11 protein-coding genes are annotated in these 16442 nt (G+C 45.1%); 2 read left to right on the top strand and 9 right to left on the bottom strand.

What is annotated here, in order from left to right:
• Both A3738_RS08505 and A3738_RS08500 read left to right on the top strand, forming a co-directional pair.
• A partial coding sequence (locus A3738_RS08505; RefSeq protein ID WP_156504106.1) for an ATP-binding cassette domain-containing protein occupies positions 1-429 on the top strand: 429 nt, incomplete at its 5' end.
• An 82-nt stretch (positions 430-511) separates the two neighbouring features.
• On the top strand, positions 512-892 hold the full coding sequence (locus tag A3738_RS08500; protein ID WP_068475376.1) for a PilZ domain-containing protein: 381 nt from the start codon (positions 512-514) through the stop codon (positions 890-892).
• Positions 893-900: 8 nt separating this feature from the next.
• On the opposite strand, the gene radA is transcribed toward A3738_RS08500, so the two are convergent.
• The 9 genes from radA to A3738_RS08455 form a co-directional block, all read right to left on the bottom strand.
• The gene (gene radA, locus A3738_RS08495; protein ID WP_068475373.1) at positions 901-2268 is read right to left on the bottom strand and encodes a DNA repair protein RadA; all 1368 of its coding nucleotides are present in this window, start codon (positions 2266-2268) and stop codon (positions 901-903) included.
• A 1-nt stretch (position 2269) separates the two neighbouring features.
• Positions 2270-3613, bottom strand: coding sequence for a hypothetical protein (locus tag A3738_RS08490; RefSeq protein ID WP_068501968.1), 1344 nt, complete (start codon positions 3611-3613; stop codon positions 2270-2272).
• A 105-nt stretch (positions 3614-3718) separates the two neighbouring features.
• Positions 3719-4783, bottom strand: a complete 1065-nt coding sequence (hemE, locus tag A3738_RS08485) for a uroporphyrinogen decarboxylase (RefSeq protein WP_068475369.1) — start codon at positions 4781-4783, stop codon at positions 3719-3721.
• A 79-nt stretch (positions 4784-4862) separates the two neighbouring features.
• The gene (locus tag A3738_RS08480; protein WP_068475367.1) at positions 4863-6281 is read right to left on the bottom strand and encodes an FAD-dependent oxidoreductase; all 1419 of its coding nucleotides are present in this window, start codon (positions 6279-6281) and stop codon (positions 4863-4865) included.
• A 38-nt stretch (positions 6282-6319) separates the two neighbouring features.
• Positions 6320-10768 carry a glutamate synthase large subunit gene (gene gltB, locus A3738_RS08475; RefSeq protein ID WP_068475365.1) on the bottom strand — a complete coding sequence of 1483 codons (4449 nt, stop codon included), beginning with the start codon at positions 10766-10768 and terminating at the stop codon, positions 6320-6322.
• A 203-nt stretch (positions 10769-10971) separates the two neighbouring features.
• On the bottom strand, positions 10972-12552 hold the full coding sequence (locus tag A3738_RS08470; RefSeq protein WP_068475363.1) for an AAA family ATPase: 1581 nt from the start codon (positions 12550-12552) through the stop codon (positions 10972-10974).
• A 22-nt stretch (positions 12553-12574) separates the two neighbouring features.
• Entirely contained in the window at positions 12575-13657 is a 1083-nt protein-coding gene (aroB, locus tag A3738_RS08465; RefSeq protein ID WP_068475361.1) for a 3-dehydroquinate synthase, read from the bottom strand.
• Positions 13658-14212 carry a shikimate kinase AroK gene (gene aroK, locus A3738_RS08460; RefSeq protein WP_082878442.1) on the bottom strand — a complete coding sequence of 185 codons (555 nt, stop codon included), beginning with the start codon at positions 14210-14212 and terminating at the stop codon, positions 13658-13660.
• 111 nt (positions 14213-14323) lie between these two features.
• Positions 14324-16429: a type IV pilus secretin PilQ gene (locus A3738_RS08455; RefSeq protein ID WP_231876585.1), complete on the bottom strand. Its 2106-nt coding sequence runs from the start codon at positions 16427-16429 to the stop codon at positions 14324-14326.
• Positions 16430-16442 lie beyond the last annotated feature (13 nt).

Raw genomic sequence — 16442 nt, 5'->3', positions numbered from 1 at the left:
GAGATGATCACGATCGGCAACTACCAAACGCCATCACGCGCCTACATCAGCCGTTTTAATTTCCGCGGCAATGACCAGCAAAAACGCGTGAGTGAATTATCTGGCGGTGAACGCAATCGACTACACTTGGCAAACACCTTAAAGCAAGGCGCGAATGTTCTTTTGCTTGACGAACCTACCAACGACTTAGATGTTGAGACCTTGCGCGCACTAGAGGAAGCTGTGCTGGCCTTCCCAGGTTGTGCGATTGTCATATCGCACGATCGCTGGTTCCTAGATCGTATTGCAACACACATTCTTGCATATGAAGGTGATAGTGAGGTTGTCTGGTTTGAAGGCAATTACACAGAATACGAAGCAGACTTCAAAGATAGAAAAGGTGAGCTTGCGAAAACGCCGACACGCCTCAACTATAAGAAACTCGCATAATAAGTGCTGCGCACTTGCTAGGATTTAAACTTAAATCTAAAGTAAGTGCGCATTAGTCCTCGCACTCATCCTAGGAAAAGGCATGTCACAATTACAAGAACAGCAAGAACGTCGTCAATTCAGCCGAATTTTATTCAATGCCGAATGCACCTTGAGTCAAGAAGGTTTGGAATGGACGAGCGGTGTGCAAGACATTTCACTGAAGGGCGTATTGATTCGAAAGCCAGAGGGTTTTTTGATGAACAAAGACAATACCTTTGAAGCTAGCATCAAACTCGCTGGAAACGAGCAGTGCATTAACATGATACTTTCGTTTTCAAATGAGCACGACAACGCCTTAGGTTTTGCCTGCGACCATATCGATATCGACAGCATGACGCATTTAAAAAGACTCGTAGAGCTCAACTTAGCAGACGAAGATCTTCTGCACCGCGAACTGAGCGCGTTAAGCGAAACGCACTAACGAGCAAACTAAAAGACGTTTTTAAGAAACTCATCAAGCGTTTTGACAGGTACGACCTTCATTCCAGGCACATCCTCTCTGGGGCGATTACCCCACGGAACATAAGCTAATTTAAAGCCATGTTTCGCCGCCTCATGGATACGCTCTTGGCCACTTGCGACAGGGCGTACTTCTCCAGAAAGCCCTACCTCGCCAAACATGATGACATCACGCGCTAAATTCACACCACGAAAACTTGAGACGATAGATGCGAGCGATGCTAAATCAGTGCTCGTTTCAGATGTTTTCACGCCGCCTACGAGACTGACAAAAACATCTTGATCACCACAATGAAGACCGCCATGGCGATGCAACACCGCTAATAACATGGAGACCCTATTTTGATCCAAGCCCAGAGCAACGCGTTTCGGGTAAGAACCTTGACTCTCATCAACCAAGGCCTGCAATTCTACAAGCAGAGGACGCGTACCTTCCCAAAGAACCGTAACAGCACTACCAGGGGACGCTTCTTCACCCCTATTTAGAAAAATGGCACTTGGATTTTTAACTTCAGCCAAGCCTTTTTCCTGCATGGCAAACACGCCTAATTCATTCACTGCACCAAAACGATTCTTAATTCCGCGCAAAGTCCTGTAGCGTGTATCACTCGAGCCTTCCAACATGATCGAACAATCGATCATATGCTCCAATACTTTTGGACCAGCAATCGCTCCCTCTTTGGTGACGTGACCAACTAAAAAAAGCACCATACCCGTTTGCTTAGCTAAACGTGTTAGACGCGCAGCACATTCGCGGACTTGAGAGACGCTTCCCGGAGCAGAATCCAGTGATTCACTAAACATCACCTGAATACTATCAACCACTAAGACCTTAGGCTGAACGCTTTGTACCGTCGCTTCAATACTCTCAATGCTTGTTTCTGAAAACATTTTGAGATCATCTGCCTGCAGCTCCAAGCGCTTAGCACGCATCGCAACTTGCTGAAGAGATTCTTCACCGGTGATATATAGTGCGGGTAAACGATTTGCTAGATAACACATCGTCTGCAGAAGTAACGTGCTCTTCCCTGCACCAGGATGACCACCAACTAAAATTGCAGAACCCGGAACTAAACCACCACCCAAAACACGATCAAACTCTCCGATACCCGAGCTAAATCTAGGCTGCTCTTTCAGATCAATCGCACTGAGAGATTTAATTTCTGCAGCAGCGCCTGCATACCCCACACTTTTAGCTGAAGAGCGGGAAGTTTTGGCTGATGAGAGCTTAATTTCTTGAACGGTATTCCATTCACCACATTCTGGGCATTGTCCCTGCCACTTTGAAAAGTCTGCACCACACTCAGTACAAACATAAGCCGTTTTAGATTTAGGCATACTAACGAATAATATTTTCCACAGGAGGACGCACGAAGTTACGATCTAAAAAGTCATTCCATGTAACGTTGAAAATTGGCGATGTCTGATCAGAACGACCATCACCATTCTGATCTCCCTCTGCCTCAATAACGACCGAAATTGCAGAAGCTCCTAAAATACGAATAGCAGCTGCTTCATCATCAACTCCCTCTAGAGTAATAATGCCACCTTGCTCAGTCGGATTATCTTGACCTAACACTCCGCCAAAAGGCGACCTAGTTGTAACTGCAACCTCAAAGATCGCTCCATCAATCAAACTAACAACTTCAGTATTAAATGTTGCAGACCACGAAGAATCATCAGCTGAGCCGAATCTCATCCCCCAGTCCAAGCCGTCGATTGAATAACTCTCATTAAGATTTACTAAATCAATCTCGCTAGAAATATCACCTTTAAGAGCGTAAAAAAGGTCATCTCGCGTCGTTAATTCAGGCCTTTCATCATTGATATTGCCTTTGACCCCCATAGAATTTGAGAGCTCTAATTTGCCCGACAAGCTATGGGTAATCCCTTGTGCATCAACAGTCAAGTCTTTAAGTGTAATGTCGACAAAGCGATTAAAATAAGCACAATCAATTTGCTCTTGAACACCATCTTCGACAACAAAAACTCGTGCACCGTCTTCTTCAAAACTAGAATCAAAATCTGTCGCTGAACGATTAACCACTACTGCAATCTGATCAAGTGAGAGCTCTTCAACTCTCTTCTCGATTGCTAACTGATCGTCTTGAGGGTCTTGTTCCATGTAACGCACAAATAAACGTGCGCCTTGCTTATCAAAAATTAAGCCAGATGCTTGATCATCAATTAACTCATATCGATCAGCATCGATTTTTTCATCTAGTTCTAAGTTAGTAATGCATTGAGCAACAGTCAGGTCGGTCGCGAACGTTTTATTGTAGCCTTCGGTTTCTTTATACTTTCCTGAAACCTCACCATTCAACTGTGCACCAGTCGCATTAAAGCAAGCGGTGTAGTTTATCGAGAAATCATCGCTCTCTTCATATCGCCCCCCAGAAGCATTAGGGAAATTAACAACTGCACTTCCTCCTCCTGGGCATGCAACAGAGCCAGACTGAACATCATTGAAGTCACGCGCATCAAGCATTTCATGTAAACGCGCAAAATAAAGTGGTGAAAAGATAATTTGGTAAGAAGACCACAGGTAAGCTTCTGCATTATCATTGGTTATGTCGAGCGTTCTTCGATTATCGCTAAAATCCTGATCATCAACGATAAACTCCCCGCATCCTACAACGAGAACAGTCAAAGAATATAAAAAGGCTCGTGCAAGACGACTCATGAACTTTCCTAGTTATTCTTAATGTGAGACAAAATTGTAAGATATGCGTGAGGTAGGATAAACGCTGCGCCACCACATTTGTGACGCAGCAAACGCTCAAGACGCTTAAACGTGGTACTGCGCACTCAATTCATGCACCGCATCAACAAAGACTTTCGGCGCCGCGGGGTCTACAAACTGATGAATACCGTGTCCGAGGTTAAACACATGTCCATTGCCCGCACCAAAGTCCCCTAATATCCGGGCAACTTCAGCCTTAATTTGCTCTGGCTTAGCATATAAAACACTAGGATCCATATTACCTTGTAACGCGACGCGATCACCCACCATAGCGCGAGCTCGCCCAATATTCATCGTCCAATCAAGCCCTAGCGCATTCGCACCGCAGTCAGCGATTTGATCCAACCACAGACCACCACCCTTCGTAAATACGATCGATGGTACACGCAAACCACGCGCTTCCGCCTTCAAACCCGCCACAATCTTTTGCATGTAAGCAAGAGAGAAATCGAGGTAGGCTTGATCACTTAAATTCCCGCCCCATGTATCGAAAATCTGAACAGCTTGAGCACCTGCATCGATTTGCGCATTCAAATAGTCAATGACAGAGTCTGCAAGCACATCTAATAGAACATGAAGAGTTTCAGGTTCGCGATACATCATCGCTTTAATATGTCGGAAATCTTTCGAAGAACCACCCTCAACCATATAGGTCGCCAAGGTCCAAGGCGATCCGGAAAAGCCGATCAAAGGAACACGCCCAGATAACGCACCGTGAATTTCAGTCACTGCATCGGTGACATACGACAAGTCTGAAGCGGTATTAACAACCTTAAGCGATGCCACGTCTTGCTCTGTACGAATGACTTTCTTAAACCGCGGCCCTTCGCCAGTTTCAAAATATAGTCCCAAGCCCATCGCATCAGGAATCGTCAAAATGTCTGAAAACAAGATTGCCGCATCTAAGTCATAGCGCTCTAGAGGCTGAATAGTCACCTCGCACGCTAGCTCTTTGTTCTTGCACAAACTCAAAAAATCACCCGCTTGTGCGCGCGTCTCACGATATTCAGGCAAATAACGACCAGCTTGACGCATCATCCACACTGGCGTTGCATCAACAGGCTCTCTTAAAAGGGCTTTTAAAAATCGATCGTTCTTAAGTTGCGTCATCTTTTTGATAGTTCTCTAAATTGATTCTAAACAAAAAAGGCACAGCAAAATGCCGTGCCTTTTCAACCAGCAACGGATATCAGACGTCCAAGTAGTCCAAGATACCTTCTGCCGCTTTTCGACCTTCAGCAATCGCTGTTACAACTAAGTCTGATCCGCGCACCATGTCACCGCCAGCAAAGATCTTAGGATTAGTTGTTTGGAACGCAAATTCACCGGCTTCCGGCGCCTCAACACCACCCCAGCTATTCACGTCAACACTAACACCCTTCAACCAGTCTGGAGGACTTGGGCGGAAGCCAAATGCAATCAAAACAGCATCTGCAGGCAAAATTTCTTCACTACCCTCAATTACCACAGGGCGACGGCGACCATTTTCATCAGGCTCACCTAGTTTGGTTTCAACAACCTTAACACCTTCAACCTTATCTTCGCCCACAATAGCGACTGGCTGACGATTAAATAAGAACTGCACACCCTCTTCTTTCGCATTTTGAACTTCTTTACGAGAGCCAGGCATATTTTCTTCGTCACGACGATACGCACACGTTACGTTCTCAGCTTGTTGACGAATAGAGGTACGGTTACAATCCATTGCGGTATCACCACCACCTAAGACGACAACACGCTTGCCTTTCATATCAATGAAATCTTCTGGCGCTTTCTCAAAACCAAGGCGACGATTTACGTTCGAGATCAAAAACGGAAGGGCATCATGAACACCTGGCAAATCTTCACCAGGGAAACCACCTTTCATATATGAATAGGTGCCCATTCCCATAAATACCGCATCGTATTCAGCTAACAGCTCATCGATAGTCACGTCTTCGCCAACACTTACGTTCAAACGGAACTCTACGCCCATCTCAGTGAACACTTCGCGACGCAAAGACATCACGTTCTTTTCTAGTTTGAACTCAGGAATACCAAACGTCAGCAAGCCGCCAATTTCTGGGTTACGATCAAACACAACAGGCTTAACACCATTACGCACTAGAATATCAGCACAGCCCAAACCCGCTGGACCGGCACCAATAATCGCGACCTTTTTGTCAGTCCAGACAACTTTAGACATGTCAGGACGCCATCCCATCGCAAATGCAGTGTCTGTGATGTATTTTTCCGCGGAACCAATCGTGACGGCACCAAAGCCATCATTCAGAGTACAAGCACCTTCACAAAGACGATCTTGAGGACATACGCGACCACATACTTCAGGAAGTGAGTTCGTTTGATGACTCAATTCAGCCGCTTCTAAAATGTTGCCTTCTGACACCAACTTCAACCAGTTTGGAATAAAGTTGTGTACCGGACATTTCCATTCACAGTATGGGTTACCACATGACAAACAACGATGTGATTGCTCAGCAGCTTCTTCTGACTGGAATGTCTCGTAAATTTCGCCAAAACCTTCCGTTCGATCAACCATTGGAACCTTCTTGGGGTCACAACGGCCAACTTCAATAAATTGGAAGTTATTATCTAAACGCTTAGCCATTTCTTACCTCTTTAAGCATAATCTTCGACGATACGCCCTTACTCAGGGCGTGTTCTGACGTTATTTAGAAGCGTTTGCAAGCTTGCTGCTTTTGGTTTTACTAACCAGAAACGCGTAATAAAATCATCGAAGTTATCTAAAATTTCCTGACCCCATGCGCTGTTTGTTGCAGCAACATGTTCCTGAATGACGCCACGCAAGTGATTGCGATAAGGCTCCATTGTTTCAGATGAAACTCGCTGGATCTCAACCAACTCGCGGTTGTACTTATCAACGAAACTATTGTCCTGATCTAGAACGTACGCAAAACCGCCCGTCATACCAGCACCAAAGTTGTAGCCAGTATTACCCAACACGGTAATTTGACCGCCAGTCATATATTCACAGCAGTGGTCACCAGCACCTTCGACTACTGCTACAGCACCGGAGTTACGTACACCAAATCGCTCACCAGCAGTACCTGCAGCAAACATCTCACCACCGGTTGCACCGTATAAACAGGTGTTACCGACAATAGACGTTTCTTGAGTCTTAAATACACTTCCTACTGGCGGACGAATCACAAGACGACCGCCGGTCATGCCTTTACCGACATAATCGTTTGCATCACCTTCTAGATCCATGTTCAGGCCGCCAGCATTCCACACACCAAAACTCTGGCCTGCAGTACCATTAAGCTTGAGCGTAATTGCTTGTTCGCTCATACCTTGGTTACCGTGACGTTTAGCGATTTCGCCAGACAGACGAGCACCAACTGAACGGTCACAGTTAGTCACGTTGAAACTAAATTCACCGCCCTTTTTACCTTCAATACTTGGAAGCAATTCCTCAACCATACGCTCCGCTAACAAGCCTTGATCGAAAGGCTCATTACGCACGACTTCGCAGGTGTGCGGCTTATCTTCTGCTACCCCACCATCCGATAAAATAGCGCTAAGATCGAGTTGCTTCTGCTTGTCAGTCGAGCCTTCTAATGCTTCGAGAAGATCTGTGCGGCCTACGAGCTCTTCAAGACTACGAACACCTAACTTAGCCATCCATTCACGCGTTTCTTCAGCCACAAAGCGGAAGAAATTCATCGCCATTTCGACAGTGCCTTTAAAGTGCTCTTCTCGCAGTTTTTCGTTCTGCGTAGCAACACCTGTTGCACAGTTATTCAAGTGACAAATACGGAGGTATTTACAACCTAGAGCCACCATCGGCGTTGTACCGAAACCGTAGCTCTCAGCACCCAACATCGCAGCTTTTACAACATCAAGTCCCGTTTTAAGACCACCATCTGTTTGTAAACGAACGCTACCACGTAAGTCGTTACCGCGAAGCGTTTGATGTGCTTCGCTCAAGCCTAGCTCCCAAGGAGAGCCTGCATAACGAATAGAGGTCAATGGACTAGCAGCAGTACCACCGTCGTAACCCGAAATAGTGATTAAGTCAGCGTAAGCTTTTGCAACACCAGCAGCAATCGTCCCGACACCTGGCTCAGAAACAAGTTTCACAGAGACAAGCGCATCGGGATTAACCTGCTTCAAGTCGAAGATCAATTGAGCCAGATCCTCGATAGAATAAATATCATGATGAGGCGGAGGAGAAATCAACGTCACACCAGGTACAGAATAACGAAGCTCTGCGATCAAGTCGTTGACTTTACCGCCAGGCAACTGACCACCTTCACCAGGTTTTGCACCCTGAGCAACTTTAATCTGAATAACTTCAGCACTGCTTAGATAATGCGGTGTAACACCAAAACGACCCGAAGCAACCTGCTTGATCTTAGAACGTTTAACAGTTCCATAACGCGCGACATCTTCGCCACCCTCACCAGAGTTAGAACGGCCACCTAGAGTGTTCATCGCAACAGCTAATGCTTCGTGTGCTTCAGGAGACAACGCCCCCAAAGACATCGCTGCAGAGTCAAAACGCGGGAAGATATTTTCAACTGGCTCTACCTCGTCCAAGGAGATAGGAGAAATACCTTGCTTCAAACCAAACATATCACGCAATGTAGCAGCAGGACGATTATTCACTAAGTCTGCGTATTCTTTGTAAACACCATAATCGCCGCTCTCAACCGCACGCTGAACCGTGTTTACAACATCAGGATTGAAGGCATGATACTCTTGGCCATGTACATATTTGAGAAGACCACCCGGCTCGATTGATTTACGCGCTTTCCAAGCCTCATTCGCAAGCAATGACTGCTCAGCTTGTAAATTCGCAAAACTCGCACCTTGAATTCGGCTCGCCACACCTTTGAAACAAAGATCAACCACATCGTCAGAAAGACCAACTGCTTCAAACAATTGAGCACCACGGTAAGACGCAATCGTTGAGATTCCCATTTTAGAAAGAATCTTAAGAAGGCCTTTACCAATCCCTTTACGATAGTTGTTTTTCGCCTCGATTGGATCCATCAACATCTCGCCGCTCTCGATCAAGTCATTCAACACTTGATAAGAAAGGTATGGATACACCGCGGTTGCACCAAAGCCAAACAATACCGCGAAGTGGTGTGAATCGCGTGCAAAACCAGTTTCAACAACGATGTTGGCATCACAACGCAAGCCATTCTCAACCAGGTAGTGGTGCACTGCACCTGTAGCCATGAATGCATTGATTGGCAACTTACCTTTTTCAATGTCTCGATCCGACAAGACAACAATCACTGAGCCATCACGAACAGCTTGTGCCGCTTTTTCACACACATCTTGAATCGCTGCTTTCAGGCCTTGTTCAGGATCAAATTGCAATGAAACAGTCGCTGAACCAAAACCTAAAGAATTGTCTAAAATCGCAGCAAACTTAGCTGGACTCAAAACAGGCGTAGTTAAAATAATACGCTTAGCGTGCTCAGGAGACTCTTCAAATACATTTCGTTCCGAACCGATGCAGGTTTCAAGCGACATAACAATCGCTTCACGCAAAGGATCGATTGGAGGATTCGTAACCTGTGCAAATTTTTGACGGAAATAATCGGCAACGGAGCGAACGCGCTGTGACAAAACAGCCATTGGCGTATCATCACCCATCGAACCTACTGCTTCTTGTCCCGCCTCACCTAGTGGACGTAAAACTTGATCACGCTCTTCGAAGCTCACTTGGAACATCTTCATTTGCGTTTTCAACTCATCCGAAGGCATTGGTTCAAACGCAGGCGAAGAGCTCTTCAAGCGCGTTTCAAGACGCTGAGCGTTTTCACGCAACCACTTCTTGTAAGGCTTGGCTTCTTTAAGACGCTGATCAATGTCGTCTGTATGCAATACATCGCCGGTCTTCGTATCGATCGCTAAGATTTGTCCAGGACCAATTCGACCCTTCGCAACAACATCTTCAGGCTTATAAGCATAGGTACCGATTTCCGATGCTACTGTAATAAAACCATCTTTAGTAACAACCCAACGACTCGGACGTAGACCGTTACGATCTAGCAAACACACAGCATAACGACCGTCTGTCGTAACTAGGCCTGCAGGGCCATCCCACGGCTCCATGTGCATGGAGTTAAATTCATAGAAAGCACGCAGATCTGCATCCATCGTGTCGACATTTTGCCAAGCCGGTGGAATCATCATTCGAATCGCACGGAAAAGATCCATGCCACCCGTCAGTAATAGCTCGAGCATGTTGTCCATGCTTGATGAGTCAGAACCTGTGCGGTTAACCAACGGCGCAATAGAAGCTAAGTCAGGAAGTCTGTCGCTTTCGAACTTACTCGTACGTGCTAGAGCCCAATTACGGTTACCTTCAATTGTATTGATCTCACCGTTATGCGCTAAAAATCTGAAAGGCTGAGCCAATGGCCACTTTGGCATTGTGTTGGTAGAGAAGCGTTGGTGGAAAACACAAATCGCCGTCTCTAACGCTTCGTTACCAAGATCAAGGTAAAAGTTCGGCAAATCGACAGGCATCATCAAGCCTTTGTACGAAATAACCTGATCTGACAAACTACAAACGTAAAAGTCTTCTTCCTGACTTAACGCACGCTCAATCTTTTTACGGGCGACAAATAACTTTAAGCCAAACGCTTGCTCATCAATATCATCGTTCGCTTCAACAAAAACTTGCTCTATCTGTGGCAAGCAATCTAGAGCCATTCGACCTAAACAAGCATTATCAGTTGGCACAACACGCCATGCTTTAACGTTTAAACCTTCGTCTGCACAGGCAGCTTCAAATGTCGCTCGCGCCTGCGCTGCACGCTCATCATCTAGCTGCAAGAAAATCATGCCTACGCCGTATTGATCACCTAAAGTCAGTGACAATTCTTCTTGTGCGACTTTGCGTAAAAATGAATCTGGCTTTTGTAATAACAAACCACAACCGTCACCTGTTTTGCCATCTGCCGCGATACCACCGCGGTGGGTCATACATGTGAGCGACTCAATTGCTGTTTCCAACAAAGCATGGCTAGGCGCACCTTCTGTGTGCGCAATGAGCCCAAAACCACAGTTATCACGAAACTCTTCTGGGCGGAACAAACCTGCTGCCATAGCATTCTCTCTAAAACATCTAGTAATTTCATACACTTAGACCAACAACTCTGCCTAAAATGTACGACTAAGAAAATTGGGGTCGGACATTTTACACACAGCAATGCGTCTTAACAAATTTTATAACAAGAGATTTTCGAAGAAAGGAAGCTAACTGCTCAATATTTATACAAGCAAACAGAAGCTTATAGAACTCAAAAAGATTAGCGCAGCCCGTCTACACTGCGAACCCAAGGTTTTTGTGACGCTACAACATCTGGCAAATCTGCCGATCGCGCATCGAAAGCAGATTCAAAACGACCATAAAGCACCACAAACCACGCCTTACCTTTGTATGTCGACCGCACATAATATAAATCTGGAAGTTGGTTCGACTCTACAAAACGCTGCGCTGTTGACTCATTATAAGAACCCAATACCTGAAGCGTGTAATTAGCGCCACCAAATACTGAAGAATCTTCTTGGCTTTTTTTCACCGATACCTTTATGACTTTATCTTCAGGCATATCAGTACCAAGATTTTCCGTGCTTGTCCGAACAACCTCAGACTCAGGCTTCACGCTCGACTCTAATGCAGTGACGCCTGAATCAGTATCAGCTGCATCGTTATTCTTTTCATTCGCTAGGACTGGATCGTCAGACTGCGCACCTTTCGACCCGACTAAATCAGAGTCCTCTTTGGCAGACTCTTTTGTCTCTAGCAAATCATCACTCGCTACATTTTCAGCCGCCAAGGTCTCATTAACAGCTAGCGAAGATTCATTCTCAACAACTACCGCTTCTTGCACCACATCAAACTTCTCACTTTGTCGCAACGCTTCATCCAATCGAGCTAAACGCTCACGCTGAGCTTCTTCATCTATCACAACGCTTTCACTAGCAAACTCTTGCTGCGCCATACCCGAGAATAAATTGTGCTGCTGCGCGACAAATAAAAATGAAGCCATCAAGATCAACACAATAGTAACTAGTGCAAACGCAGGTAGTCTCGGCTGGGAACGTTGTGACTCAACCACGACTGCGTCATCAGTCGAGTTAAATAACACTGCCCCCATATGCCTTTGAACCTCAGAAACTAGACCTTGGGTTTTTATATGCAAACGCTCTACCGATGCTTCAGGAATAGAAAGAGTCGAGCTAAAACCTACGCTAGACAAACCTTGCTCGATGAATGCTTTTACCTCTTCAACAGATAAAAGGGGCAAGCCAAATGCATGAACCGACTCATCACCATAATTAGCGGACAACCAAGCAAGTTCTGAAGTAGACGCCAACAACAGCACAACAGAGGTATCTGATTGAGGCAACTCCAATGTGTCAATACAACTTTTCAATAAGGCTTGAGAAAGATGTTCAGCATCATCAATCGTAATCAATGTACGATTACCTTTCTCTCGATAAAGCTGCTTGTAACTCTCGCGACAGCGAACCAACAACGATTCAACATTTTCAGAAGGTGAGGCAAAAATGGCACTTTGATCAGCAATAGCTTGAACAATATCCGCCGGAGTCATATCAGCCTCAGCGGAAATAGAAATCAAATTCAGTTCAGATTTTAGTTCAGCATGGATTTGATCAATCAAATGCGTCTTACCCGAACCTTTAGGAGCATGAAGCCAAAGCAGTAAGTCACCAAAGCAAGCTAAATGACGAACACTTTCTAGTTGATGTTGGCGTTGAGCACCTTTAAAGAAAAAACCTTGCCCTTCCGACAATTGCGCCGACAGGGCGGCATCATCTACACAGAGACGTTTGGCAATCGATAAAAAATGCGCCTGACTCATTGATTATCCCTTTTCTACAAGGCTAATTTGGAAGAACTTTCAACAACGTACTATGCTCAAAATCATCTGTCACTCGCGCAAACCCTAAGCGGTCCATGAGCACTAGACGCAAAGTACCATCTAACACTTTCTTATCAACAGACATCAGTTCGAGATAATCCTGAGCTGACATGACTTCTGGGCCTCGAATCGGTAAAGCACAATCATTCAAGACTTTCAGAATCCGCTCTTCATCGCTTTCTGATAGGCACCCCAGCAACTTAGACATATGCGCGGCCATTGCAATACCTGCACCAACAGCCTCACCGTGCAACCAATTTCCATAACCTGAAAACGTCTCAATAGCATGGCCGAAGGTATGCCCAAGATTCAAAATTGCACGAACACCGCCTTCTGTTTCATCTTCCTCAACAACAATCGCCTTGCATGCACAGGAGGTCAAAATAGCGTAACGCAGACTTGCTTCATCAAGCGCTCGAATATCGGACACATGCTTTTCTAACCACTCAAAGAATGGCAAATCACGAATCAATCCGTATTTAACTACTTCTGCCAAGCCTGCAGACACTTCTCGCTCAGGTAAGGTGGACAGACTAGCAGTATCGATTACAACGGCTTTTGGCTGATAAAACGCACCTATCATGTTTTTACCGAGCGGGTGATTAATAGCCGTCTTTCCCCCGACCGATGAATCGACCTGAGACAATAAGGTTGTCGGAACTTGAATAAAATCAACTCCACGCTGATAACTCGCGGCTGCAAAACCTGTCATATCTCCGATAACACCGCCACCCAAAGCAATTAACGTTGTGTTACGGGAATGCTTCTTCTCAAGTAATGCATCAAAGATTAGATTTAAGGTATCCCAATTTTTATACTGCTCTCCATCCGGCAAGATCACGCTATCCACATCAAAATCGGTCAGAGCTGCACGAAGCTTATCTTCATATAATGGAGCCACTGTCGTATTACTAACGATCATGACTTTCTTGCTACGTATATGCTTTGTAAAATACGAAGCGTCACTCAATAAGTTCGCGCCAACATAGATAGGGTAACTTCTTTCACCAAGATCAACGTTTAAAATATCTACCGTATCTGACACTTATTCTTCCTCTGCTGCGATGCCGTCACTTTGCTCTAATGCACGCACAATACTTTTAACAATTAAACGCAGCGACTTTTTGTTTGTTTCCACGACAAAATCCGCTACCTCACGATAAATTGGATCACGAAGAGCCATCAAGTCCGTTAAGACTTGCTTAGGGTCCTCTCCTCCTTGCAATAAAGGTCGGTTTTTATCCTTATGGGTTCTCGAAAACTGCTGCTCAACAGAGGTATTGAGGTACACAATAAAACCATTGCGGGTCAAATGATCGCAATTCTCCTGACGCATTACCGCGCCACCACCTGTTGCTAATACCACCTGACTTTCTAGAGCTAAATCTTTAATAACAGCCACTTCCCGATTGCGGAAACCTTCCTCTCCTTCAACATCAAAGATCCAAGGAATATCTGCACCAGATCGCTGCTCAATCTCTTTATCGGAATCAATAAACTCGTAGGAAAGCTCTGTCGCTAACAATTTACCTATTGTTGTCTTTCCCGCCCCCATTGGCCCAACCAATACAACTAAGGGCTTCTTTGTTCTGTATGCCATTGAAAAAACTGCTTAAAAAGTTTGAGTTTAACACCGTTTGATAACAAGGAACGATACATTCAGACAAAAAAAAGCCGAGCTATTTAGCTCGGCTTTTTCAGTGTGCCACGATTATTGATCAATCAAACCATCTTTGATCAATTTAGGTGTAATAAACACTAGCAACTCACTACGCTCATTAATGTTTTGCGTCTTTTTAAACAGGTTACCTAGGTAAGGAATATCACCCAGGAACGGTGTCTTAGTTACTGTCGTAGATTCCTCCGACTGGAAGATACCGCCTAGGACAATAGTTTCACCATTGCCAACAAGTACCTGAGTAATTAGTTCATTAGTCGCGATACTTGGCACACCAGCAGTCTCTTGGCCACGATCATCCTGATTTACTTTCAGATCCATAATGATTTTATCGTCAGGAGTAATTTGCGGCGTTACTTCAAGAGACAATACAGCCTCTTTAAATGCAATAGAGGCAGCCCCAGAAGAAGTTGCTTCTTGGTAAGGAATCTCTTCACCAGACTTAATCGTTGCCGTTTGGCGATCCGCCGTTACAATTTTTGGTTGAGCAACGATTTCGCCTTTGCCATCGGCCTCGAATGCCGACAATTCTAAATCAAGCAAGTAATCGCCATTGCCAATACCAATGGCGATAGATGAAGCATTCGTACGTGTCACACCTAGATCAACCGCCAATGCGTCTGGGAATGTAACAGTATTGGTAGTTGTTAACTCGCCAAGAGTATTTTGAGAACCACCAAAACGCCAGAAGGTATCGCCATCTTGGTCACGGCCACCGCCACCCCAAGTAATACCCATTTCTTCAGTAATATTTGAACGTGCACGAACGATACGTGCTTCGATCAGCACTTGGCGCACTGGAATATCCCAGGTATCAATCAAAGTACGGATCTGATTCAATTTATCCGCAGTTTCTCGCACACTAATCGTGTTAGTACGCTCATCTGATGAAATATAACCTCGACCAGAAATCAACTCTTCATCCTGCTGCAACAATGAAACGAGATCTGATGCTTTTGCATAATTGACTTGAATAATTTCCAAACGAACCGGAGCTAACTCTGCAACTTGCTTATTCGTCTCAATTTCAAGTTTTTCACGCGCTGAAATCTCTTCAGCTGGCGCAACAAGCATAACATTACCTGTCATGCGCTTATCTAAACCCTTAGTTTTTAGCACTAACTCAAGCGCTTGATCCCAAGGCACGTTTTGCAGACGCAAAGTAATGCTACCGCCAACAGTGTCACTCGCTACCAAGTTCAACCCAGTAAAGTCAGCAATCAACTGCAATACTGCACGAACTTCAATGTTCTGGAAGTTAAGAGAGAGCTTTTCGCCTGTGAAAGGAAATTTTTCTTTGCGACGCTCTTCTACTTCGTCTTCAGTAATTTTCTCAACGCTTACAACAAACTGATCGTCAGCTTGATACGCCAAGTAATCATAATTGCCGGTAGGCTTGATCACGATTTTGGCCTTACCATCTTCAATGTAAGACTCAATACGTGAAACAGGTGTTGCGAAGTCAACAACATCTAAACGCTGACGAAGGCTTTCCGGAAGCTCTGCATCAGAGATCAACAGCTGGATGTTGCCACCTACTTCACTCATGTCGATATCAGCAGATGGATTCGCTAGACCAATAATGACTTGACCATCGCCTTTCTCACCGCGACGAAAATCAATCGCTGTAATACCATTCCCTGAAGCAGACTGACTAACTGACGCATCGCTTTCAGCTGATGAATTTTCAGCTGCGGCTGAGCCAATCTTCAAAATCAGATCATTACCCTCAACAGAACTGGTGTAAGGTGCCATGGAATTTAGATCAACAACAAAGCGTGTAACAGCTTGGCCCGCATTATTTTTTGCTTCGATCACCGTCATACGGTGAGCGTTGCCGAGACCAAGCTCGTGATAACGCTTATCCAAACCATTTGTTGCGCCATCAACTGTAATTGAGATGTCTGCAGTCTGACCAATCGTAAAGATCTTTGGTTCTGCAGGAGGCTCATCAAAGCTCAGAACAATCTCAACTGTATCACCCGGCATCGATGCAAATTTCACATCCTGTAATACTGCCGCATTGGCCGCGGACATGAACATTGCCATGAACAAAGATAACGCTAATTTCGGCTGACCAAACATTTTCATTGCCCCAAAAACTCTAGATGTTTTAACTTTTTCATTTATTTGTTTCACTATTCGCACGCTC

The sequence above is a fragment of the Oleiphilus sp. HI0066 genome (assembly GCF_001635725.1).
Note: the sequence above shows the minus strand (reverse complement) of the source record. Positions and strands in the feature narration are given on the sequence as shown.

Excerpts from the sequence above, each read along its gene's own strand:
- A3738_RS08500 (WP_068475376.1), top strand. The coding sequence starts at position 512 with ATGTCACAATTACAAGAACAGCAAGAACGTCGTCAATTCAGCCGAATT.
- radA (WP_068475373.1), bottom strand. The coding sequence starts at position 2,268 with ATGCCTAAATCTAAAACGGCTTATGTTTGTACTGAGTGTGGTGCAGAC.
- A3738_RS08490 (WP_068501968.1), bottom strand. The coding sequence starts at position 3,613 with ATGAGTCGTCTTGCACGAGCCTTTTTATATTCTTTGACTGTTCTCGTT.
- hemE (WP_068475369.1), bottom strand. The coding sequence starts at position 4,783 with ATGACGCAACTTAAGAACGATCGATTTTTAAAAGCCCTTTTAAGAGAG.
- A3738_RS08480 (WP_068475367.1), bottom strand. The coding sequence starts at position 6,281 with ATGGCTAAGCGTTTAGATAATAACTTCCAATTTATTGAAGTTGGCCGT.
- gltB (WP_068475365.1), bottom strand. The coding sequence starts at position 10,768 with ATGGCAGCAGGTTTGTTCCGCCCAGAAGAGTTTCGTGATAACTGTGGT.
- A3738_RS08470 (WP_068475363.1), bottom strand. The coding sequence starts at position 12,552 with ATGAGTCAGGCGCATTTTTTATCGATTGCCAAACGTCTCTGTGTAGAT.
- aroK (WP_082878442.1), bottom strand. The coding sequence starts at position 14,212 with ATGGCATACAGAACAAAGAAGCCCTTAGTTGTATTGGTTGGGCCAATG.